Raw genomic sequence first — 23,141 nt, 5'->3', positions numbered from 1 at the left:
ATTAGCTAACCTTTTTATTTTTATTTCACAAACCCTGCCTAGGCAGGAACTAGAAGCACGGACGCTTCGTCCCGCTCGAAGGGACTGCGACCTACAACTCAGCATGCGCTGAAGGAGAATGCCATGATTCCAGTGATTCTTTCCGGTGGAAGCGGTTCACGACTCTGGCCGCTATCTCGAAAAATGTATCCAAAGCAGTTTCTTGCTTTGACAAGCGAAAAGACATTATTTCAGGAAACCATTTCAAGACTGGCCTGCGAAGAACGCATGCAGCAGCCCTTGATTGTTTGCAATATCGAGCACCGCTACATTGTTGAAGAGCAGCTCAAAGCCGTTAAGTGCAAACCTCAGTCTTTGATCATGGAACCGTTTGGCCGTAATACAGCGCCTGCCGTAGCGATTGCTGCCATGAAACTACTCGCTGACGGCAAAGATGAACTGATGCTTGTTTTGCCGGCAGACCATGTCATCGAAGACATTGATGCATTCAAGGCATCCTTGAACTCAGCCACTGAAGCCGCTGAAAAAGGCGAAATGGTGCTGTTCGGCATTCCTGCCGTACGCCCGGAAACCGGTTACGGCTATATCAAGGCTACTCACTCAGCTAACCTGCCTGAGGGAGTTAATCATGTCGAACGCTTCGTAGAGAAGCCAGATGCCATCCGTGCTACTCAGTATGTGGAATCAGGCGATTACTACTGGAATAGCGGTATTTTCATCTTCCGCGCCAGCCGCTTCCTGGAAGAGCTGAAACTGCACGATCCTGACATCTATGATACTTGCCTGCTTACTCTTGAGCGCAGCCAAGCTGATGGCGATCACATCATTATCGACCGCAACTCTTTTGCAGTTTGCCCGGACAACTCCATTGACTATGCCGTCATGGAAAAAACTACTCGCGCCTGCGTAGTTCCAATGTCTGCTGGCTGGAATGATGTTGGCTCTTGGTCGGCCATCTGGGATGTGCATGACAAGGATAGCGAAGGTAACGTTACTAAAGGTGACGTGGTTCTGCACGAAGCCCGTAACTGCCTCGTCCACAGTACTAACAAGTTGGTTTCGCTGATCGGCATTGAAGATGTTGTAGTTGTAGAAACCAAAGATGCGGTCATGATCGCACATAAAGACCGGGTTCAAGACGTCAAGAAGCTGGTCAACAAGCTTGAAGAGCAAGGCCGCCAAGAGGTCAAGAGCCATCTGGAAGTCTTCCGCCCCTGGGGTTCCTACGACTCTGTCGATATGGGCCAGCGCTTCCAAGTCAAACGCATCACTGTTAAACCCGGCGCTCAGCTGTCTCTACAGATGCACCACCACCGCGCCGAGCATTGGATTGTTGTTTCTGGCACAGCGCAGGTTACTTGCGACGACAAGACGTTCCTGCTGACCGAAAACCAATCGACCTATTTGCCAATGACCTCTGTACATCGTCTGGCTAACCCAGGCAAGGTACCGCTGGAAATCATTGAAGTACAATCAGGTGGCTACCTGGGCGAAGACGATATTGTTCGCTACGAAGATGTCTACGGTCGCGTCGACGCGCCACAGACCAAGAGCACTAATGCGGTAGCGCGTTAATTGCTCTGAGCTGAGCCAAGAGAGCGAATAAAAACAAGAACTCTTTTGTCTCCAGATTCAACAACACCGGCCTAGCGCCGGTGTTGTGCTTTCTACCCTAAGTGATCTCAGTCGCTAAAGTAGGTACTCTGCACTCTTTTAGCTTTTGCAACCCGATCAGGACATAATCCTCCATGATGCCCTCCGCTTCCTTTCCGCAAGTTATTTCCCATTCTGACCTAGATGCTGTTTGCGGTCAGTACGATGGCTTCATTCTTGATCTCTGGGGGGTACTGATTGATGGCTATGATGCCTTTCCGGGTGCGCAGAATTGGCTGATGAGACGGGTAAACGAAGGCAAGCCTGTCTGGTTTCTGAGTAACGCCTCCCGTGATGCTGCTTCCATGATGGATCACTTGATCGAACTGGGAATCGGTCGAGAACAATTTGCCGGCATAACAACCTCTGGACAGCTAGCCATTGATGCCATTAATCAAGAGCCTGAGCTGGCTCATGGCGGTATCTACTTAACGGGACCAGGCGAAGGTCAAAGCAATTGGCCCGAGCATATTCGTAGCCGCTTTGTAACCGATATTCAACAAGCGTCATTGATATTAGGTGTTGGAAGCTTTCCTCAGGAAGAACTGGCGCTTCGCCAAGCTCCACTCAAGGCTTTTACACATTTGCCGTTTCTCTGCGCTAACCCCGATCGCACCGTAGTGTCGGGCGGTTTGCCTTATTATGCGGCAGGTAAATTGGCTGACTACTTCACCTCGCTGGGAGGAAGCGTACGCTGGTACGGGAAACCTGATCCCTATGCTTTTTTCTGTGCTCAACGCGAACTGGCAACATTAGGCGCTACCAAATTACTCTTTGTTGGTGACTCATTGGTAACCGACGTACCCGGTGCTGTTTCAGCCAACATTGACTGCCTGTGGTTAGCATCTACAGGCATTCATCGTGAAGCATTGGCCGTTGCGTTTAATGAGCTGCCAGAACAACAGCGGCTTGAGCATTTTCTGGCGGATTACTCGATACGTCCTCAATACGCTGCGGCTGGACTAGTCTGAAGAAATAAAACTTGATTAGAGGCCTGTTGCCCGTGAGAAAGAATGTTGTTATCTACAATCGCCTCCCTGCTCCATTGATTCAACAGCTGAGCGAAGCTTTTAACGTTACCATCATTGATACTCAGGGCAATGTTGACGAGCAGTTCTACCATGCACTTCCCCATGCCCATGGTCTGATCGGCGCCAGCAAGACGCTAGGCCGTAATGAGCTGCAAAGCGCAGAAAACATCGAAGTAATCTCCAGCGTCTCGGTTGGATATGACAGTTATGACGTGCCTTACCTGTCAGAGCGAGGCATCCTGTTAACCAATACCCCAGATGTCCTTACACAAACCACAGCCGACCTCGGGTTCGCCTTATTGATGAGCACGGCTCGCCGCCTACCCGAGCTGGATGCCTATACCAAGTCAGGACAGTGGGCGAAAGGTATAGGTGAAGAACACTTTGGGACGGACGTCTACGGCAAGACGCTGGGCATTGTAGGGATGGGCCGTATTGGTGCTGCTATCGCCAAACGCGGCCATTTCGGTTTTGACATGCAGATCCTGTATCATGCAACCAGCCGCAAACCTGGGTTAGAGAACGAATTACAGGCGGAATATCGTGACCTTGAAGCACTCCTTCAGGAATCCGACTTTGTCTGTCTAGTAGTACCTCTCTCAGACTCAACTCTCCATATGATTGGCGCTCAAGAGTTGAAGCTGATGAAACCCAGCGGCATTCTCATTAATATTGCTCGTGGCCCTGTAGTTGACGAAGCAGCTCTGATAGAGGCGCTTTCCAACCAGCAGATTCGAGGTGCGGGTTTAGATGTCTTCGAGCACGAACCCCTCTCATCTTCACCCTTATTTTCATTGAGAAATGTAGTTACCCTCCCCCATATCGGCTCAGCCACTCATGAAACCCGATATGCGATGGCAGAGCGTGCGGTCTCCAATTTGACAGCAGCCTTAAACGGTAGCCGACCACGCGATCTGGTAAATCCTGAAGCGTGGAAGGATTGAGCCAAGCCTAGTACAGACCTGCTCATTAGTGACCGGTCCGTTAAATAGGCAGCACTATTTTTCTCACCTAGTATCTATTTAAGCAACCTGAGCGACTTCAGTACGGAGACGCTTTCTGTCTGTGGCACAATTACTCGTTTGTGCTTCGTGTTACAGGCTTCATATGCGTCTACGTTTCGACCATCTGCACTGGCAAGATTGGAAAGGCTCCTTTACCGAGCGCAACTATGAGCGTGGGCGGCGCTATGCTCAGGAAGGCTACGCCAAAATAAGATCGGCCGCTGACGGGCTGATTTATGCCCTATGCAGCAGCCCTTCGGGATTGGATTACCGCCAATCTATTACGCTCAAGCCTGGCTTAAGAGCATGGTTTGTAGATGGCCGATGCACATGTGGTGCCGGTAGAAACTGCAAGCACACGGCTGCGGTGCTGTTCGAGCTGGAACGCCGCCAGCAGGCCGGCAACCCGCCCCCACGCCGTGAAGCGGTCGAGGCAGTTGACACTCTTGTCAAGCCGCCTAAGCCATTGCTGACCTTGGGTAGTCACACTCAGGTTGATTATGACCGTCAGACCGCACGTATGCGTCCTGTCACTCGCCATAGAGCCGCATTAGCCTTTCTCTATGACGGCAAAAAGGTATTTGGCAAACCCGTACCAGGGCGTAGCGCCTCGACTACCTTACCGGCACGCCATAATGAAGCCGAACAGCACTTACGGCAGGTACTGCACGCTGCAGGCCTTCGGGTGGCAACGCGGCGCAGCGCAGCACTGCCTGAAGAGGCTGGCGAAATGTTTGAAATGCCTGATGATTCAAGTTGGTTGCGCTTTATTGAGGTCACATTGCCTCAATTGCGTGAGACTGGCTGGCAGATAGATATTCGTCCAGAGTTTGCCTTCGAGCTTACCAAGGTAGAGGACTGGTATGGCGAGATTCAAGAGGCGCCTGATCATGAATGGTTTGATCTGGAGCTTGGTATCGTTGTACAGGGTCGACGCGTTAGCCTACTACCTATTCTGATCGATCTTATCCGACGGGATCCTCAACTATTCGAGCCAGGAGCACTGGCCAGACGTTCTGACGATGAGCGCCTGTTGCTCCGGGTAGACAGCCCTGCCACGCGCAAGACAGGCCGTCCGACGCGCATTGCCTTATCTCTGGGTAGAATAAAGCCGTTGCTTGCAGCGCTCATGGAGCTACATGGGCAATCCCTACCAGCCGATACCAAGCAGATACGCCTGTCTCACCTGGATGCAGCAAGGCTTGCCGAGCTTGAAGAAAGCGTTCCATTGACGTGGCAAGGCGGCGAAAAGCTCAGAAGTTTTGCCCAGCGACTACGGCATTACTCAGCGTCTCCCCTACAGATCCCTGAAAGCTTGCATGCTGAATTAAGGCCATATCAACGCGATGGTTTGGCTTGGCTACAGGCACTCCGCGAATTGGATGTCGGTGGGATTCTGGCAGACGACATGGGGCTTGGTAAAACCCTGCAAACCTTGGCTCATATCCTCGTCGAGAAAACGTCTGGCCGGCTGACTAGCCCTGCCATGATCGTCATGCCGACCAGCCTGATACCCAACTGGCAAGACGAGGCAGCAAAGTTCACACCTGAACTCAAGGTGCTGGCACTCCATGGTGCCCAACGGCGTAGCCTGTTTGAGCAGATACCTGAGCACGACATTATTCTGACTACATATGCCCTATTGCCGCGCGATGCCGAGCAGCTGGCCAGCTTCTCCTTTCATCTCCTGGTACTGGATGAAGCACAGTCCATCAAGAATGCAGCAACCAAAGCAGCCCAAGCAGCACGCGGCCTGAACACGCGACACCGGCTCTGCCTGACGGGTACGCCATTGGAAAATCACCTGGGCGAGCTTTGGTCTCAGTTCCATTTCCTGATGCCAGGCTGGCTAGGCGATGTAAAAGACTTCAAGCGTGATTACCGCACCCCTATTGAAAAAAATGGCGACTCCCAGCGCCTTGCTCAATTAAAGGGACGTGTGAAGCCTTTCATTCTGCGTCGCACCAAGCAACGCGTAGCCAGCGAGCTGCCGCCCAAGACAGAGATTGTCCAGCTGGTTGAGTTAACCCAACCCCAGCGTGACCTCTATGAAACGGTGCGTGTCGCGCTTGATGAGAAGGTCCGTAGTGAAATAGCAAAGAGAGGTTTGGCCAGGAGCCAGGTTGTTGTACTCGACGCACTCTTAAAACTTCGCCAAGTCTGCTGCGATATCCGACTGGTTAACGGCAGCGATGCGCCAGCCAAGTCTTCTGGAAAGTTGTTAGGTTTAATGGAATTGCTGGAAGGCTTGCTGGCCAATGGTAGCCGCGTTCTTTTGTTCTCCCAGTTCACCTCCATGCTGGCTTTAATTCAGCAGTCTCTGGACGAAAAAAGAATCGACTATGTGACCCTCACAGGCGAAACCCAGGATCGTCGTACCCCTGTAGAGCAGTTTCAGTCCGGTGAGGCTCCTGTTTTCCTGCTAAGCCTTAAGGCAGGCGGCACAGGACTCAACCTGACCGCTGCCGACACAGTGATTCACTTCGATCCTTGGTGGAATCCTGCGGCAGAAAGCCAGGCTACAGACCGCGCCTATCGCATAGGGCAGGACAAACCTGTTTTTGTCTACAAGCTCATTGCGCGAGGCACACTGGAAGAGAAAATCCAGCAACTACAATATGAAAAATCTCGTATTGCCGCAGGGATTCTAGAGGAAAACGCAGCAGACTGGCGGATGTCAGAAGCCGATATCGAAGCGCTTTTCACCCCGCTCGGTAAATAGACCTTGAGCCGCTTGCCGCTCTGTTTATCCGAACAGAGCGGTGCATCCCGAGAAGCGGTCTAAACTTGTTAAGCATAATAAGCTCCATATCCCTTGTGATCTGGATACTGTTTGACTGCGCTTGCCATGCTGTGGGCATGGGTTTGGGAGATTGCGATGGAATTACCGCGCCAAGCCTGCCTGGATGCGCTCAACCGTGAGCCACCTGCTGTATTTGAAGCCGCACTGTGGATAGCTGCGGAACACGATCTGACCTTTCAACCTGAAATGGCTCAGCATCTTCTGGCGGACATCCTTCCTTCTATCCATGCGGCCATTGACGATCAACGCTCGCCTGCCGAGCGTGCGCAGCAGCTGCTGCGTCGAATGATTGAGCTGGGTTTTCATGCTGATGACTGGCCGCTAAAGCCTCAGGCTGCGCTGCTACACAAGGTGCTGGCCCGTCGTAGAGGGCAGCCGCTCTCTCTATCGCTAATTGCCATGGAGCTAGCCCGTAGACTGGAGATACCCCTGGTTGGTGTCAATTTCCCAGGCCATTTTTTACTGCGTGTACCTGATGCAGATCATCTGCTTGATCCTACCAGTGGAAGACGGCTTTACTCCAAGGACTATCGCGGACTGCTGGCTTACCAGTTTGGCCCACATGCTCAGCTGCAAGCGCAGCACCTGCATATTGCGCAGCCACATGAGCTGCTTCAAAGGCTATCTCGAAACCTCCGGCAACTGCATGAGTTTGATAACCAGCTATTGGCAGCGCTAAAAGATGCGCAGCGTGTACTGGAAATAGGCCCTCCCAGCGTCTCGGATCATCTCGCTCGGGCCGAGCTGTATAACCGATTGGACTGCCCCCAGGCTCAGCGCTATGACCTTGAGCATGCGCTGTTATTAAGCAATGACCCAGCCGAGCAATTGCACTTGAGCCGCCGTCTGGCTGCCCTGGGTGACAGTCGACGCCGTCTACATTGATACGGTGGAAACATACCTTAACGATAGAAACCTCTCGTCTCAGCCAAGCGGACATCAAGTCCTGACAAGCACAGCCGATAGCGAAACATCTCCTTTAAGCTGTGACTGGCAGGACCAATCCCATGACTCTTCGTAACTTGAATATCGCACCCCGCGCTTTTTTGGGGTTCGCGTTCATAGCCGTACTCACCCTGATTCTGGGCCTTTTCTCGCTTTATCAGATGCGTGAAATTCGCCAGAACAGTATTAACTTTGAGCAAAATGTGCTTCCCAGCGTAACCAGCCTGGATGAAATCACATCGCTAACCCTGCGCCTGCGCGTGCTCTCCTATCGCCTGCTCATCAACAGAGAGCCGGAAAACCTGCAGAAGACATTGTCACTGTTTGACCAGCGTACCGGGCAAGTTGAAGCCGCACGCACACGCTATGAGAAGCTGATTGCATCGGAGGATGAGCGTAATCTGTACAGCGACTTCCAAAAACTGTGGAGTGACTATCTTCAGTTAAAGAACCGAATGATGCAGCTCTCTTCTGCGAATCAACTCGACGAACTTAGGCTCGTACTTAATGAAGAATTGCTAAAGAATTCTGATGCGATCAATACCATTTTGGGCAAGCTCGTCACCCTTAATGCAGACTCAACGATAAAATCTAATCAGAACGCAGCCAAAAGTTACTCAACCTCTGTCACTACTGCTATTACCTTGTTGGTCATTGTTGCTCTGCTGACAGTGATCCTGGCCTGGCTGTTGACACGCAGTATTGTTCAGCCTGTTGATCAGGCCCTACGTGCAGCTGAAGACATTGCCAGTGGTGACCTGACCAAACAGATCCAGGTAACGGGCAAGGACGAACCTGCTCGCCTCCTGATGGCTATGCGGACGATGCAGGAAAGGCTGCGCCATACCCTTGAGCGCATTTCCAGCTCCTCAAGTCAACTGGCTGCAGCCTCTGAAGAGCTCAGCAGCATCACCGACGAAAGTGCGCGCGGGCTCAATCGGCAGAATGATGAGATTCAAATGGCGGCTACAGCAGTTACTGAAATGAGTTCTGCTGTAGAAGAAGTAGCGCGTAATGCCATAACCACATCCGAGGCTTCTAAGCACTCAGCAAGCTCTGCTCAGGAAGGCCAGGACCGTGTCTTGGAAACCGTTTCATCCATTGAGCATATGAGCTCGGAAGTCGAGACCACTGCACAATTGGTAGGCGAACTGGCTAATCAGTCACGTGATATTGGCAAGGTGCTTGATGTTATTCGTGGCCTGGCGGACCAGACCAACCTGCTGGCACTTAATGCTGCCATCGAAGCCGCCCGTGCAGGAGAGGCCGGTCGTGGATTCGCTGTTGTTGCAGATGAAGTTCGTGCCCTGGCACACCGTACCCAGGAGTCGACTCGTGAGATCGAGCAGATGATCATGAGCATTCAGAGTGGTACCGAACAAGCAGTAAGCTCCATGGACTCCAGTACGACCCGAGCCGGCTCTACCTTGGACGTGGCTCGCCGTGCGGGCGAAGCCTTGAAAGAGATCACCCGCGCGATCAGTGAAATCAACGAGCGTAACCTTGTTATTGCCAGCGCAGCTGAAGAGCAAGCACAGGTAGCCCGCGAAGTGGACCGTAACCTGGTCAACATTCGGGACTTGTCTGTTCAGAGTTCAGAGGGCGCTCGTGACACCACAGCCGCAAGCCAAGAGCTATCACGCTTGGCCGTAGAGCTGAACACCCTGGTGTCTCACTTTAAAGTTTAAGGATAGACACGGTGCAAGGACGCACCACTCTATCAAAGGACCCAGATCAACAACTGAGCGCCCAGCAGATTGAATAAGCCTGTCAGGACCATTGTCAGCCCTGCCACTGTCCCTTCCTCAATCCCTACCTCATAAGCACGGCTTGTACCTGCGCCGTGTGCGCCTACGCCAAACATCGCACCACGAGCCAACGCAGAGCGTAAAGGTAGAAAGCGTAATAAAAGGCTGCCAACCACTGCTCCAAAAACACCCGTGATTAAAACGAAAGCCGCCGTAAGTTCAGGTACCCCGCCCAAGTCCTTGGACATTGGCATGGCAAATGGCGTAGTAATTGAGCGTGGTAGCAACGATAACGTGACGGGCGCATCCAGAGCCAACAAATGGGCCAAAGCCCACGAGCTAAAGACTGAAACAAAGCTACCTACCACAATTCCTGCCAGGAGTGCGCGCCAGTAGCGGACCAAGAGACGCCGCTGTTGCCAAATCGGTACGGCAAACGCCACGGTAGCCGGCCCAAGCAGGCTAATCAGCCAACCTGTGTAATGAGAATATTGCGCATAACTTGTGTCTGTCGGAATGGCGATTAAATAAAGAATGGTCGGTACAAAGACAATAGGTGCCAACACATACCACTTGATACGCTTATAAATTTTCCGGCTTAGAACATACCCACCCAACGTCAGCGCCAGCCAGAACACGCCAGACAAATCAAGCATCCTGACGACTCCTGCGGCGAAACATCCACTCGACCGTCAAGGCTGTGCTGATCATGACTAAAAGCGTACTAAAACACACGGCCATGAGAATACGGATACCCTCCTCTCGAACGAGCGGACCATAGTCGAGCAGACTCATGAGCGCTGGAATGAAAAACAGCAGCATTTCGCCGACCAACACGCGAGCACCATTTTCCAGCCACTCGGGCTTAATCAAACGCAGTGCAAGAAATAGTAGAAGAATAGCCAGCCCGAGTACGCCAGCAGGTATGGGTAAACCGAAGTACTGCCCCAACCACCCACCTAGCCACCAGAGGCCTACCAGTACGGCTAATTCGAGTAGTGTCCGTATGTAACGGGGAACCATAAGACATCCATCACATGTAACTGACCTCAAGAATACGCTCGGCTTTACTATCTCAGATAGTAAATTCTCAAGATCAGGACCATTCCAAAATGGAGTTCAAACAACTTGTATGCTTGTTGAAGTCGTATGCCAAGGCGGCCTCACAGCAAGCACTCGAGTACTTCATGCTACCCAACCAACCCTAGCAAGTAGATTCTTCTCTTGAAGAAAGCCTAGGGGCTACGCTTGTTGAGCCGAACACGGACCTGCCTACAACAGACCGATACAGGCCACGCTGTAGACCGATATGCTGAGCCTATATTTTGCCAACGCTGCTACGCCCCCAACGCAGTGCACGCTCCTCTTGCCTAGCCAGACCTCAGCGGGCATGCATCCTATATATGGCAACGTGGCGCGTACCTGTCTCGTGCCGCAGGAGCCTGGCTAGACTTTCTGCAAGCGATCAGTCTGGAGCCGTTTGGAAAACTCGATATCTGATCCAGACCTGCGCGCCGTTCCTCAGGATGATCCAGCAGTAATCGGAGCCTACCAAAACAGAGGTCTGTCGCTAAGGGCAAGCGTGGTAATGGGTTCCAGATCAGCTAATAAGGGCGCTCTTCAAACGATCCAGCCATGGCTCTGCATCCGTTTCGGGTGTAACGGTTTCGCTGGCGTCCAGCTTTAGCATGGGTAGTAATTCCCGAAGCCCAAGCTCGGCAAACAACTCCTGCATCTGCATACCACCGCCACAGTACGTATCACCGTAACTGGCATCTCCCAGACCAATGACAGCTGCCGGCTTATTACGCCAATCAGGGAGGGTATCGCGCAAAGCATAGTAAAGGGGCTGAATGTTATCCGGCAGCTCTCCCATTCCAGTTGTCGATGTAATTGCCAGAAAAGCATCGGCACCAAAAGCCAGAAGCTCCTCCAAGCCAGCTCGGGGATTAAGCCATACCTCGTGTCCAGACGCTTCCAGGAACTGCTTGGCGTGCCTGGCCACTTCTTCGGCCGTACCATAGACAGAGCCACATAAGATGGCGACTTTCATTAGTTTTCCTTAATGACTAGAACATTTAAACCTTAACATGCTGCCTTTCTGTTCACACACTGTGCAGCCTGCACCGAAATGGTAACCAATACTTAGGTCTAGCCCAGTTCATCTGTGTTTAACGGAAATGGAATGAACCTTGTATAAGCTTGCACAGCCTGATGTTCAGGTGATGGAAACACTCCAAAACGAGTGCTTCCAGTTCTCAGCCGCAGCGCTTACCCAGCACTAGCGTAATCGAACCGTCCTACCCGGACAGTTGCATATGGAGAATTCTATGACGCACCCAGTCACTCTGATGGTGGCTCGCCGCGTAGCCGATGGTTGTTATGACAATTTTTTGGAGTGGCTCCGCGAAGGTGAGCGTTTGGCCACGTGTTACGAAGGCTATCTTGGGTCAGGTGTCCTCACCCCGCCACCCGGTGATAATGAAGTCCAAATCGTGTTTCGCTTCTCGAATGAACGGACACTGGGTGAATGGGAACATTCCTCTACTCGCCAGCATTGGCTCGAGCAAGGCAAGGATCTCTTCGAGCGGCCAAAAGAGCTTCGCGTACAAGGTCTTGATGCCTGGTTTGGCGACGCCCGCCGCGCGCCCCCTCGGTGGAAGCAAAGCATTGCCGTCTGGCTTGCTTTCTTTCCTGTATCGCTGTTATTCAATGCTCTGTTAGGCGATCAGTTGGCCGGTTTACCACTAGTACCCAGAATATTGCTTAGCACCCTGATTCTGACCCCAATCATGGTGTGCCTTTTTATTCCCTGGGTAACACGCCTGCTCTCTGGATGGCTGAATAGCAATGGTTCACAGGTCCGCCAGAGGACGCTTCGTCCTGTAACGACACGTCAATCATGATGTCGCGACAGTAAAGGGTTTGCGATAATCGAAAGCTGTCTGCAGAGTATGAAGCCTCATGCAGGCAGTCCTTTCGTCTGTCGGAGCCCTATCCCATGCATCACACGTTTGCTGCCCCGCTGATCATTACGGGCGCTAATAAACGAGTCGGTCTTGCCTTGAGCAAAGCCTTGAGTCGTCAGGGATATGAAATCGTGGCCACTTACCGCAACGATCCTGGCGAATTGACAACACTAGAAAATGTTTATCCTATCCAGGCAGATCTGACGTCTATCGAAGACAGACAACGGCTTATCGATCAGGTAGTCACCCAAGCCAAAAGCCTGCGCGGTATTATCCATAATGCATCCTTGTGGTTGGACGATTCACTTCAGAATTTCCAGACCATGTATCAGGTGCACCTTGAAGCGCCGTATCACCTGAATCAGGCCCTGGAGCCCCTCCTGCTCAGCAGCTCCCGTGCCGATATCATCCACATTTGCGACGATAGTGCTTCTCGGGGCAGCAAGAATCACATTGCTTATGCGGCTACCAAGGCAGGGTTGAGCAATATGACCCTTTCGTTTGCTGAAAGGCTGGCGCCTACTGTGAGGGTGAACACAATCTCTCCCGGCCTCCTGATTTTCAAGGAAGACAGCAGCGCTGAGTATCAGGAAGCTACGCTGAAAAAAGCATTGCTTCCTTATGAGCCTGGAGCAGCGCCGATCGTTGAGGCTGTGATGTATTTGTTGCAGTCCACCTATACAACAGGAAGTACGGTTACGGCCAATGGCGGCCGCCACCTGCGTCATTCAAAAAATGCCTGATTGCTACAGGCATCCATTTCTGGAGGAATCAATCCATGACTGAACAAGAACGCATTGAGCTAGAGGCTGCAGCCTTCCGTACACTGGTCGAGCATTTGCGTAAACGTACTGACGTGCAGAATATCGACCTGATGAACCTTTCAGGCTTTTGTCGGAACTGCCTGTCCAAATGGTACAAAGCAGCAGCAGACGAAAAAGGCATGGAGCTGAATATGGATGATGCGCGCGAAGCCATTTATGGAATGCCGTATGCCGAGTGGAAGTCGCTCTACCAAAAAGAGGCCACCCCTGAACAGTCTGCTGCTTTCAAGGAGAACGCTAAGCCATGACTGCCCTGGAAGCCTTTCGCGCACAGCTTCGCAGTAGTGAGCATCTATTCGCCGATACATTAGCGTTTATCACGGAGCACTATGACTACACGCCACAGGGCTTTGTAAACGGCCCAGTGGAAAACGCAGCCGGTCAAAATGAAGGCTCTTGCAAAACCTTGGCCTTAGCTCTGTTGGAGGGCTTCCAAACGCAAGAGGCATTATTGGCTTTTGGAGAACACTATCGCAGCGTAATTGCAACGCCTGAGGGAAATGATCACGCCAATATTCGTGCGTTGATCACACATGGTCTAGCCAGTGTTCATTTCAACCAGCTGCCCCTAACCGGCAAGCAGCCCGCTTAACCTATCGCTTGCGCCTTGAGCCAGACGAGGTCAAGGCGTGTCTCTAAGCCGTATCACTCAACGCTCTTCTCTCTTTCACTGACATCATCCCAAGCTTTTACCTGACCAAATCAGACCGTGCCTTCAGCCAGTGGGTCAGTAATAATAGGCAGTGACTGCATCTGAATCTGTGACTCCCAATGCGCTTATCTCGCTTTTATGTAGACATCCCCCTTTCACTCGGACAACAAACGCTTCCCGAAGCTCAGGCTCATTACATGGGACGCGTACTACGCCTTGCCCCCGGTACAGCTGTTCAACTGTTCGATGGGTCTGGTCATGAGTACAAAGGGGTGCTCACCGATATAGGGAAAAGATCCGTACTGGTAGATATACAGGAGCGTATTTCTGGACTAGCCGAATCAAGTCTCAGGATTCACTTGGGGCAGGGTCTTTCCCGTGGCGAGAGAATGGATTGGGCAATCCAGAAGGCGACAGAACTTGGCGCCACAGAAATCACTCCCATCATGACGGAGCGTTGTGAGGTGCGGTTGAAAGATGAACGCGCAGACAAACGACTTCTACATTGGAAGCAGGTCGCCATTAGCGCCTGCGAGCAGTGCGGACGCTCAACCCTACCGGTCATTCATGCTCCCGTCACGCTAACCGAATGGATTGAAAGGGCCGAGGCTGACTTAAAGCTTGTGCTCCATCCAGTTGCAGAGTCCATGACCACCCATACGCCTCCTTCTAGCCTCGCCTTTCTGATTGGTCCGGAAGGTGGTCTTACTGATAATGAAGTCAATGAAGCGAAACGTGCAGGCTTTGTCTCTGCACGGCTAGGACCACGTGTGCTCAGGACTGAAACAGCACCTGTTGTAGCACTCGCTGTAGCTCAACAGCTGTGGGGGGACTTTTAAAATAGATGCCAAAGCCTGGTTTTAAACCAGGCTTTGAGCTTAGATCACGCCGATTTCAGCCAGCTTTTCTTCCAGCGCAATCAGATCGGGAATCTTGACTATCTCACTCTGGTGTTTTACGGCTGCCAACTCCAACGGCCCTAACGGAACCTCAGCCGACTCAAGGTCTGGGGTAACCCTCATGGAGCGTGGAATACCCTGTACGAGGACGGCCAGGAAGCGAACATGTGCACGCCCGCCCAGAGCGTTGATGATCGCAACTCGTGCTGACGTATTATTACGATCAAACTGGAGCGGTGCACCAGAAGCCGCTTCGAAACTGAGCAATGGCAAGCGAAGATCTCGCCAAGCTACCTGCCCTAGACACCAGTCAGGCTGATTAGCCAACTTGGCAACTGGGCGATACGGTATCAATTCAGCTACAGCCACGTTAGGTAGCAAGAGCGTGCGATCTGTAAGAGAAAGCAGCAGTCCTGTGAGATTCTCGGGAGTGCTTGTGAGGGCTGGTGTTTGGCTCATAGGAACTCCTTTTAATGAGCATGCTGCTTGGCTAAGCGATTGACCAGCGCCTCGGCCAGCCCTCGCGGATCACTCGTAAACGAGGAGAACCCTGCCTCTCGAAGTGTTTCCGGCATACTGGCACAACTGCAACTGTCCGCACTTTGTGTCCAGATTTCTGCACCTCTGCGGCGCATATAGGCTGCCGAGCTGCTACCGTCATTGCCCATGCCACTAAAGGTAATCATGCCGCAACGTGAACCGAAATGCTGAGCCAGATTGAGCATCATCTGATCGACTGATGGTGTATACGGCTCCGGCCACTTACGGCCCAAGATATCCAGCTTAGAGTCATGCCGAAAGCTTAGTTCGTTCTGTGTAGGAACGACTACAACCTCTCCACACCTGACCTCAAGCCCCGGTTGCGCAATGTGCACATGCCATTGGCTGTGGCGGCCTACTGCCATTGGCAGCGTTGCCTCGAAGTTGGCATCGATATGCTGCGCATACAGAAAGCCGATCGGCAAACCGCCTGGCAATGCATCAAGAAAGGCCTTTACTGCATCCGGACCGCCCAACGAGGCAGCCAAAAGCCATACCTCTTTTGCAGCCCCACCCATCTGTAAAGGTGTCGACGCCAAGGAGGCTGGCAGGCTAAGCCGCTCTGGCCGCTCGGTATCAGCCAGAAGCGCTTGAAGACTAGGGCCAACGGCCTCTGTCGTATCACCTACCAAATGCTTCAACTTGGTAATGAGGCGACGCTCCCAACGGGGGAAAAGATCCGAGCTGAACTCCGGCGCCTGACCTTCACCAAAGAGAACGGGCGTAGAGGTATGCTCGAGCAGATCCTCCAGCACGCTGGAGTCTTCTGACTCAGCCAGATCCACCAACCAAAGATCCGTCTCGCAGGCACGCAAGGCGTCTGCATCAAGACGCGTTGGATCACTGTTGAATACCACTTCATAGCCATTGCCAGACAACACCTGCTGCAACACATACCGTTGCAGTGAGGTGTCAGCCAGAATAGCAACTCGAAATGTTGCTTTCTCAGTCATGTACCTTGACCAATTGTTGGATGTGATTGAGAAGCTCGTTTTCCTGATACGGCTTGCCTAGGTAATGATTTACGCCAATCGAGAAGGCACGATCACGGTGCTTCTCGCCTGTACGCGATGTAATCATGATGATAGGCAGGTCCTTGAGATGCTCATCGTGACGCACGAGTGAAGCCACCTCGAAACCATCCATACGCGGCATCTCAATATCAAGCAGCAGAATATCTGGCTTGCGCTCCTGAAGCAGAGCAATCGCATCCACACCATCCTTAGCCGTAGTAACATCCATACCGTTGCGCTCAAGCAGACGGCTAGTAACTTTACGAACCGTAACCGAGTCGTCGACCACCATAACCAGAGTCGGACGCTCAACCTCAGCCTCGACTGTAGACTCAATCGTGATCGCCATGTCCGTCGGCGCATTAATAGCGCGTGCATAACGGCTACGAATCAAGGCTAGCAGGTCAAGAATCACAACCACTCGACCGTCTCCTAGAATCGTCGCGCCAGAAATACCATGCACCCCTGTAAACTGCGGGCCGAGACTCTTAACCACGATTTCCCGTGAGCCTGCCAGACCATCGATCTGTATGGCCACCGCGTGATCGTTGGAGCGCACCAGAATTACTGGCAGTGGGAGCGGCTGATTAATCAGCTTGGGACGCTGACCATTTTCTAACAGCTCACCCAGATACTTTAGCTCATAAGTCTGGCCTGCATATTCAAAGGAGCGGGCTCCAGCCTGATAGTAAGCCTCCAACTCAGTTGCCGACACCCGAACGATACCTTCGATGGTGTTAAGCGGAACGGCGTACAGATCCTCGGCTGAATGCACCATCAGTGCTCGGTTGACCGAAACCGTAAAAGGCAAACGGATCGAAAAGGTTGTCCCCTCCCCAGCGACCGAATGGATCCCCATGGTCCCACCCAACTGCTTGACTTCAGAGTGGACCACATCCATACCAACGCCACGCCCGGAAATCTGGGTTACCTGTGCAGCGGTCGAGAAACCCGACTCCAGTATGAACTGCATGATTTCCTGTTCGGAAAGCTCACTGCCTTCATCCATCAAACCACGCTCTATTGCCTTACGGCGAACGGCAGACAGATCAATGCCACGGCCGTCATCAGAAAGCGTCAGCAGAATATCGCCACCCTCACGACTTAGGGAAAGGTGGATATTCCCTGCATCGGGCTTGCCTGTTTCCTTACGGGCTTCGCTGGTCTCAATGCCATGGTCAACCGCGTTACGCAGCATGTGTTCGAGCGGAGCGACGATACGCTCCAGCACATTGCGATCCATTTCACCTTCGGGGTTATTCACCTCGAACTCGACCTGCTTTCCCAGCTCACCTGCTACCTGCCGGACAACACGGCGCAGGCGTGGCACCATTCGATCGAAAGGCACCATGCGCGTACGCATCAGGCCTTCCTGAAGCTCCGTATTAACGCGAGCCTGCTGTAACAGCAGGGTTTCAGCATCGCGATTACGGGAGGCCAAGGTGTTTTTCAGATCAAGCAAGTCAGATGCTGACTCAAACAAAGAGCGGGACAGCTGCTGCAATTGCGAGTAGCGGTCCATTTCCAGCGGGTCAAAGTCCTCATAACCCGCACGCTCATTCTCATCCTGGTGACGACTCAGGATTTGCGCCTGCGTCTCGGTATCCAGGCGGCGTAACTGATCACGCACCCGCTCAATGGTGGCTTCCATCTCGCTGAGCGTGGCTCCGATATCACTTACCTGCTGCTCTACACGTCCTCGGAAAATCGAGGTTTCGCCAGCCAGATTAACAAGGCCTTCGAGCAGATCCGCAGGGACACGTACCAGCTCCTGAGGCCCACGACGATTAGTTTCCTTGCGAGCCGCTTCCTGGGCACGCTGTACGAAAGGTAGCACCTGGGCGTTGTCACTTACTTCCTGTGGCATAGCTGCCATGACAGGAGCAAGCACCTCCAGAGGCTGCTCAGGCTCGACTACCAGCTCAGGCTCTACAACCGGTGCAGGTGTTGGCACTGAAGTGAAATGCTCACGCAGGTCGGTTATTCGAGCAGCCAAGTCAGCCAAACCGGCACGAGCCGTACCTTTCAACTCAACAGCGCGCTCTGGAGCAACCGGCCCGTGCAATGGACTAGCTTCGCCCAGCTCCTGCTCAAGCAGATGAGCCTGGTCACCTAGGGCAAACTGACCAGCAAGACGAGCCCCGCCCTTCAGGGTATGCAGGCAGCGAAGCAAGTCATCGACAGCTTCATCCGACCCCTCGACCTCTTCCCAACGATGGAGCGCTAGCTCCATATTGGTGAGCAAGTCTTCCGCTTCCTCAATAAAGATCTCAAGAATCTCGTCTTCGTCGGAAGTGTCTACCTGGACAGGCGGCAATGTAATGCTAGTAGGCCGCTCGAGCTGCTCATCGGTGTTGGAACGGAAGGCGTGAATAGCCTCTATCAAATGCTGACCAGACGGCACAGGCTGACGGGCGCGCACGCGCTCCAGCATCTCAAGCAACAAATCGTGGCTTTGGTGTAGAAGACTAAATAACTGCTCACTTGAACGTAGGCGGCCTGCACTCAATCCTTCATAGAGGAATTCAAGTTCATGGGCCAAGTCGCTGACAGGAGTGATGTCAGCCATACGGGCACCGCCCTTGAGCGTATGCAGGTCTCTTTGAAGTGCTTCCAGTTCAAAACTGTTTTGCGTATCTGCCTGCCAGCGCTGTAGAGAGCCAGCAGCGCTTTGAAGAATATCGAAACCTTCCTCAAGGAAAATGTCGATCAGCTCCTCATCAGCCTCATCCATAGGCTCAAAGGTGTGCTCTTTTGCAACTGGCGCATCTTCAGAGAACGCAACATCTTCGCTCAGCTCGATTTGCTGAGCACGTTGAATGCCCTGGCGATAGGCCTGAATTGCCTCAACCAGATCGTCAGGCTGACTCAATACCTGATGGTTCTGCAGCTGATCAAGTTGCTGAGCCAACCGGTCATGGCAATGTTGAAGTAGAGGCTTTAAGTCATCACTTGGCTGATAACGCCCATCGACAAGCCCCTCGTACAGCGTTTCAAGCTCATGAGCCAATAGGCTAATGGGCTCGATGTCAGCCATACGTGCCCCACCCTTAAGGGTGTGCAGATCACGCTGCAGAATCCAGAGGTTGTTATGATTAGTCGGCTCCTTGAACCAGCGCTCAAGCGCCTGCCCTGCGCTATCAAGCAGATCGACTGCTTCCTCCAGGAAGATGGCTACCATCTCACTGTCCAGCTCATCATCAACAGAAACAATGAGGTTCTGGGTAACAGGCTCAGCAACATCGATTGAAGCAGGTTCGATTACTGGGTCGACATAATCAATCGTCAGTTCCTCGTTGCCTGCGTCTCCCTGGTCCTCTGCCTCTGCCTCTGCCTCTGCCTCTGCTTCTGCTTCTGCTTCTGCTTCTGCTTCTGCTTCTGCTTCTGCTTCTGCTTCTGCTTCTGCTTCTGGAGCATCCAGCTCAGCCAGGAGCATTTGCAAGGCAGTAATACGCTCAGCCTGAGGCGTGGCTCTAAGGCCTACAGCCAATTGGTTGAGCATGCTGACCAAAGCCTCTTGCGAAGCCAATACTTCTTCAAAGAAGGCTTCACGATGAGGAATATGTGCACTGATGCAGGACTGGTAGACCTCGCAGAGAACGGAGCTCAATGCTTCTACATCTGAAAGTCCGGCATTGGCTGCCCGATCAGAGAAATGAGTAAACTCAGCAGATAACAAGGCAGCATGATGAGCGTCCTCGCCACTCGCTTGCCAAGCCTCTAACAGCCCATCAGCCTTGAGCAGGATATCCATGCTCTCGATGAGGAAATCGGATAGCCGCTGACGATTATGCTGCGTTGTCGACCCTGCCGTATCGACTGAAGCGGCCTGTTCAGACTTTCGCTCCAACAAGTCCTGCAATCGAGCCAGTAATGTGTCGTTATCGATAAGCTGAATATCGATATGATCATCACTTAATTGCTTGAGGCCATCCCTGATTGAATATGCAGCATCCGCTAGAACCTGCTGCTCTTCAGAGCCAAAAGGTGTATGGCTTGCCTTGTACTCTTTAACAACACGCTCCAGTAGCGAAGCCAGATCAGCAATAGCTGAAATGCCTGCCATGTGAGCGCTGCCTTTTAGCGTATGCAGGGCACGCAGCAGATTATCTGTGACGTGCTGGGGTATTTCAGGATCTGCCTGCTCAAGGTATTCAGCTATCGTAGCGAGGTGAGCCTCTGCTTCATTGCGGAAGATATCCAACAATAATGGATCGACATTTTCACGCTCAGGCAGCTCTTCAAGCATAAGCTCGTTTGCGACTTGAGCATCCAGCATGTCCTCGCTATCAGCTTCTGGCTCTGGCTCTGGCTCTGGCTCTGGCTCTGGCTCTGGCTCTGGCTCTGGCTCTTCAGCATGCGCCATAGAAATAGCAGAAGCCTCGCTCTCGTGATCCTCACTATGAGAGTCATGTCCGACCTCAGCAGCAGACTCCTCTTGATCAAGCGCCTCAAACGAGTCAGGAATCGGAAGGCCGCGCGCCAAGGCGTGAGCCGCTGCAGCAAGGTAATCGACATCGTTACGTTGACGCTGAGCATTTAGCTCATACTCGTCGACCAATTGCGGCAACAGCTTTACGACTTCGTTTATCACATGCTGAATATCAGCAGAGGTCTCGACACTATGGTCAATTACACGATTAAGAAGATTTTCAACTGACCAAGAGAGTTCACCAATAATCAAGGCGCGGACCATTCGCCCGCTGCCTTTCAAGGTGTGGAACGCTCGGCGGCTTTCAGACAATGCCTCACGATCCGATGCATTGGCTAACCAACGAGGAATATAAGTGTTGAGTGCCTCAAGTACTTCTTCCGCTTCTTCGATGAAAACTTCTCTCAAGTCCTCATCGACTGGCTCCTCATCAGTGGGCGGCGGAAGAATAGAGGGTGGAACATCTTTCGCAGGAGGATTGATAGCCTGAACGGGTGATGCCATGACATCACCCAGATCCATGCTCTGGCCTTCATTGAGATCTGGTACAGGAGAAGCGTCAGGCATTGTGTCAGCCTGATCAAGCAACACTTCAGATTCACCCTGAGCCGCGTCAGTATCAGTAATGCTCTCCTGCTCACTGTAAGCAGATTCCGGTGAAGCCGCGGTTATATCTGCGGATAGATCAGCCTCAGCCTCAGGAGGAGTGTCCTGCTCAGTATCGGCTTCAAGTAACGTTGCATCCTGCTGCAGTTCGTCAGTATCAGAGACAACTGCATCGTTTTCAGACAAGTTGTGTTCAGGCGAATCAAGAGCTTCAGTTGGGGTTGACTCATCGGGCAGTACAGCAGGAGCGTTTTCGGCATCCTCCACTTCCGCTTCAGGAGCAGACTCTGGAGCAACTTCCTCTACAATCACAGGAACGTCGGGCGCGCTGGGTGCCAGAGGGTAACCCAAGGCCGCCATGCTTTCCTCAGCCACATCAAGAATCAGCTCTTGCTGTGCATTAGAGTCGTCAGCGAGACGCTCGAGGTAATACTCGACACTGGTAATGGCATCCGCCAAGGTATCCAGACTCTGCCAGTCCGGAACGACCTGACGAGCCAAAAGCTCCTGTTGAATATAGCGATTGCATGCTTCAACTAGGCCAGCCGCACGTTCCAACGGAATCATGCCCAGACCGCCTCTTACTTGGGTCAGTAATTGAGGGATCGGCAGTAGGTGCTCATGATTCCACTGAGAGGCGATAAACTCGATAATGGCGTCTTTAGTCTGTTCAAGACCGTTACGTGCTTCTCTAATAACAAGCTGGTGTACTTGTGCAACGTCTGTTGTAGGAAGATGAGACTCTTCATCATCCCCGTGATCCGTCACGCCAATCATGCCCGCCAGCGTGGCTTCGACATAAAGCAACGCACCCGCAATATCCATGAGTGCGGAGTCGGTGCTGGGCTCGTCCCCAGTTGCCAGCGCCGAGACCTGATCGATCTGATCCAGGATTACGCGACGCGGCTGGCCAAATCCCAAGACAGCGAGCGTGTCAGCGATCTGCTTCAAGGGAAGAAGTAATGCACCTAGTTCGCTAGATTGCTGGCGGTCGCTACGTACATAAAGGTCCAAGCTATCCTTGATGCGGACTAACTCTTCACACAGCGCTGTTACTACAGAGCGCATTGCATCGCGATCCGGACCAATACTTACGGCATCGCCCTGCCCCGCTATCTGCAGCGCCTCCTCAAGCTTATAAAGCGCCTTTATCTCTTTAATACGTGGCGTATCGCTTGTAGCCTGGCCTAAATAGAAAAGCAGATCGCGCGTCAGGTCATAAGATGCAGGGACATTGAGTGCAGCGGTGCCATTTGCCAGCAGTCGCTTTAGTTCATGATCAATACGCCGCAAAAATACACGTACACGGCTATCGTTCTCAAAAACACCAGCGCTCAGTCCCTCAATAAGAGCAGAAGCCATCGGCCACAACTCACCAAGCGGGCTCCTCTCGCACAGCTGTTCAAGGCGCTCGAATACTTTCGCAAGATAATTCAGATGGCTGCCAACGCCTTGATTACGGAACAGGCTGACCTGAGCAACCTGCAAAACCTGACGCAGTTTACGTACAACTACCGGCCAATCAGTTGCCTGCCTACGAGCCAACTCTTCAGGCTCTAGAAGTGGTACAAGCGGCGGTGACGCCGGCGAGAAGAAGTTGACTTCCGATAAAGGCTTTTCACCTCTGACCGCACGTAGCTCGTTCAGCAGTGGCAATACCATCATCGGCAAATCACGACGGGCGCCTAGAATGCGATCCAGATAGGATGGAAGCTGCAAGATGGCTCGCATCAGAACTTCGAGCGCATCGCTTTGAGCTGCAGTCGGATCGTTCTGGAGTGCCTCAGCCAGCCGTTCCATTTCTTCGGCAAGCAACGCTGCGCCGTAGAACTCGACCATCTGCAGGGTGCCATGGACCTGGTGAATATAGGTCAGGCAGAAGCGAATCCGGGTAGTGTCCTGAGGATTCTCGACGAAAGCTTCAAGTGCATGCTGGGCTTGCTTCAGCGTTTCGGCAATCTCACCCTTCACCCACTCCAGAGCGACATAATCGTGCCGATCTGCCATATTCACTCCATTCAT

Annotated in this window: 17 protein-coding genes and 1 pseudogene; 12 read left to right on the top strand and 6 right to left on the bottom strand. The window is 52.6% G+C overall.

Translation table 11 applies throughout. The annotated features are described in order from the left end of the window. Positions 1–123: 123 nt before the first annotated feature. The 7 genes and pseudogenes from IEX86_RS07220 to IEX86_RS25630 all read left to right on the top strand — a co-directional run bounded on the left by IEX86_RS07220 (position 124) and on the right by IEX86_RS25630 (position 9,124). The gene (locus tag IEX86_RS07220) at positions 124–1,575 is read left to right on the top strand and encodes a mannose-1-phosphate guanylyltransferase/mannose-6-phosphate isomerase (RefSeq protein ID WP_188865459.1); all 1,452 of its coding nucleotides are present in this window, start codon (positions 124–126) and stop codon (positions 1,573–1,575) included. A 173-nt stretch (positions 1,576–1,748) separates the two neighbouring features. Then, the gene (locus tag IEX86_RS07215) at positions 1,749–2,624 is read left to right on the top strand and encodes a TIGR01459 family HAD-type hydrolase (RefSeq protein WP_188865458.1); all 876 of its coding nucleotides are present in this window, start codon (positions 1,749–1,751) and stop codon (positions 2,622–2,624) included. A gap of 32 nt (positions 2,625–2,656) precedes the next feature. Further along, entirely contained in the window at positions 2,657–3,628 is a 972-nt protein-coding gene (locus tag IEX86_RS07210) for a 2-hydroxyacid dehydrogenase (RefSeq protein WP_188865457.1), read from the top strand. Positions 3,629–3,791: 163 nt separating this feature from the next. Further along, positions 3,792–6,410: a DEAD/DEAH box helicase gene (locus IEX86_RS07205; protein ID WP_188865456.1), complete on the top strand. Its 2,619-nt coding sequence runs from the start codon at positions 3,792–3,794 to the stop codon at positions 6,408–6,410. A gap of 156 nt (positions 6,411–6,566) precedes the next feature. Next, positions 6,567–7,376 carry a SirB1 family protein gene (locus tag IEX86_RS07200; protein WP_188865455.1) on the top strand — a complete coding sequence of 270 codons (810 nt, stop codon included), beginning with the start codon at positions 6,567–6,569 and terminating at the stop codon, positions 7,374–7,376. A 122-nt stretch (positions 7,377–7,498) separates the two neighbouring features. After that, positions 7,499–8,266, top strand: a pseudogene (locus IEX86_RS25635) (MCP four helix bundle domain-containing protein); the annotation flags it as partial. Beyond that, entirely contained in the window at positions 8,246–9,124 is an 879-nt protein-coding gene (locus IEX86_RS25630) for a methyl-accepting chemotaxis protein (protein ID WP_373290414.1), read from the top strand. The pseudogene IEX86_RS25635 and the gene IEX86_RS25630, both read left to right, overlap by 21 nt. 32 nt (positions 9,125–9,156) lie before the next feature. Here IEX86_RS25630 and IEX86_RS07190 read toward each other — a convergent pair whose 3' ends face one another. The 3 genes from IEX86_RS07190 to IEX86_RS07180 form a co-directional block, all read right to left on the bottom strand. After that, complete coding sequence (locus tag IEX86_RS07190; protein WP_188865453.1) at positions 9,157–9,840, bottom strand: LrgB family protein; 684 nt, start codon at positions 9,838–9,840, stop codon at positions 9,157–9,159. Then, the gene (locus IEX86_RS07185) at positions 9,833–10,207 is read right to left on the bottom strand and encodes a CidA/LrgA family protein (protein ID WP_188865452.1); all 375 of its coding nucleotides are present in this window, start codon (positions 10,205–10,207) and stop codon (positions 9,833–9,835) included. The genes IEX86_RS07190 and IEX86_RS07185 overlap by 8 nt, the downstream gene beginning before the upstream one ends. A gap of 577 nt (positions 10,208–10,784) precedes the next feature. Continuing rightward, the gene (locus IEX86_RS07180; RefSeq protein ID WP_188865451.1) at positions 10,785–11,237 is read right to left on the bottom strand and encodes a flavodoxin; all 453 of its coding nucleotides are present in this window, start codon (positions 11,235–11,237) and stop codon (positions 10,785–10,787) included. 277 nt (positions 11,238–11,514) lie between these two features. Between IEX86_RS07180 and IEX86_RS07175 the strand changes: the two genes are divergently transcribed. The 5 genes from IEX86_RS07175 (at position 11,515) to IEX86_RS07155 (ending at position 14,468) form a co-directional block, all read left to right on the top strand. Further along, entirely contained in the window at positions 11,515–12,090 is a 576-nt protein-coding gene (locus IEX86_RS07175; protein ID WP_188865450.1) for a putative antibiotic biosynthesis monooxygenase, read from the top strand. Between the two features lie 95 nt (positions 12,091–12,185). Continuing rightward, complete coding sequence (gene folM / locus IEX86_RS07170) at positions 12,186–12,896, top strand: dihydromonapterin reductase (protein ID WP_188865449.1); 711 nt, start codon at positions 12,186–12,188, stop codon at positions 12,894–12,896. A 35-nt stretch (positions 12,897–12,931) separates the two neighbouring features. After that, positions 12,932–13,225, top strand: coding sequence for a DUF1244 domain-containing protein (locus IEX86_RS07165; protein WP_188865448.1), 294 nt, complete (start codon positions 12,932–12,934; stop codon positions 13,223–13,225). Continuing rightward, entirely contained in the window at positions 13,222–13,569 is a 348-nt protein-coding gene (locus IEX86_RS07160) for a HopJ type III effector protein (RefSeq protein ID WP_188865447.1), read from the top strand. The genes IEX86_RS07165 and IEX86_RS07160 overlap by 4 nt, the downstream gene beginning before the upstream one ends. A gap of 179 nt (positions 13,570–13,748) precedes the next feature. After that, a complete protein-coding gene (locus IEX86_RS07155; RefSeq protein WP_188865446.1) occupies positions 13,749–14,468 on the top strand; it encodes a 16S rRNA (uracil(1498)-N(3))-methyltransferase in 720 nt (239 codons plus the stop codon). 39 nt (positions 14,469–14,507) lie between these two features. On the opposite strand, the gene IEX86_RS07150 is transcribed toward IEX86_RS07155, so the two are convergent. The 3 genes from IEX86_RS07150 to IEX86_RS07140 are packed head-to-tail and all read right to left on the bottom strand — an operon-like array spanning position 14,508 to position 23,126. After that, positions 14,508–14,987 (bottom strand): chemotaxis protein CheW, encoded by a 480-nt coding sequence (locus IEX86_RS07150; protein ID WP_188865445.1) that lies wholly within the window; start codon positions 14,985–14,987, stop codon positions 14,508–14,510. A gap of 11 nt (positions 14,988–14,998) precedes the next feature. Further along, entirely contained in the window at positions 14,999–16,021 is a 1,023-nt protein-coding gene (locus tag IEX86_RS07145; protein ID WP_188865444.1) for a chemotaxis protein CheB, read from the bottom strand. Beyond that, positions 16,014–23,126, bottom strand: coding sequence for an Hpt domain-containing protein (locus IEX86_RS07140; RefSeq protein ID WP_188865443.1), 7,113 nt, complete (start codon positions 23,124–23,126; stop codon positions 16,014–16,016). The genes IEX86_RS07145 and IEX86_RS07140 overlap by 8 nt, the downstream gene beginning before the upstream one ends. Between the last annotated feature and the right edge of the window lie 15 nt (positions 23,127–23,141).

The organism is Pseudomonas asuensis (assembly GCF_014646755.1).
GTDB classification, from domain to species: Bacteria; Pseudomonadota; Gammaproteobacteria; order Pseudomonadales; family Pseudomonadaceae; genus Chryseomonas; species Chryseomonas asuensis.
Note: the sequence above shows the minus strand (reverse complement) of the source record. Positions and strands in the feature narration are given on the sequence as shown.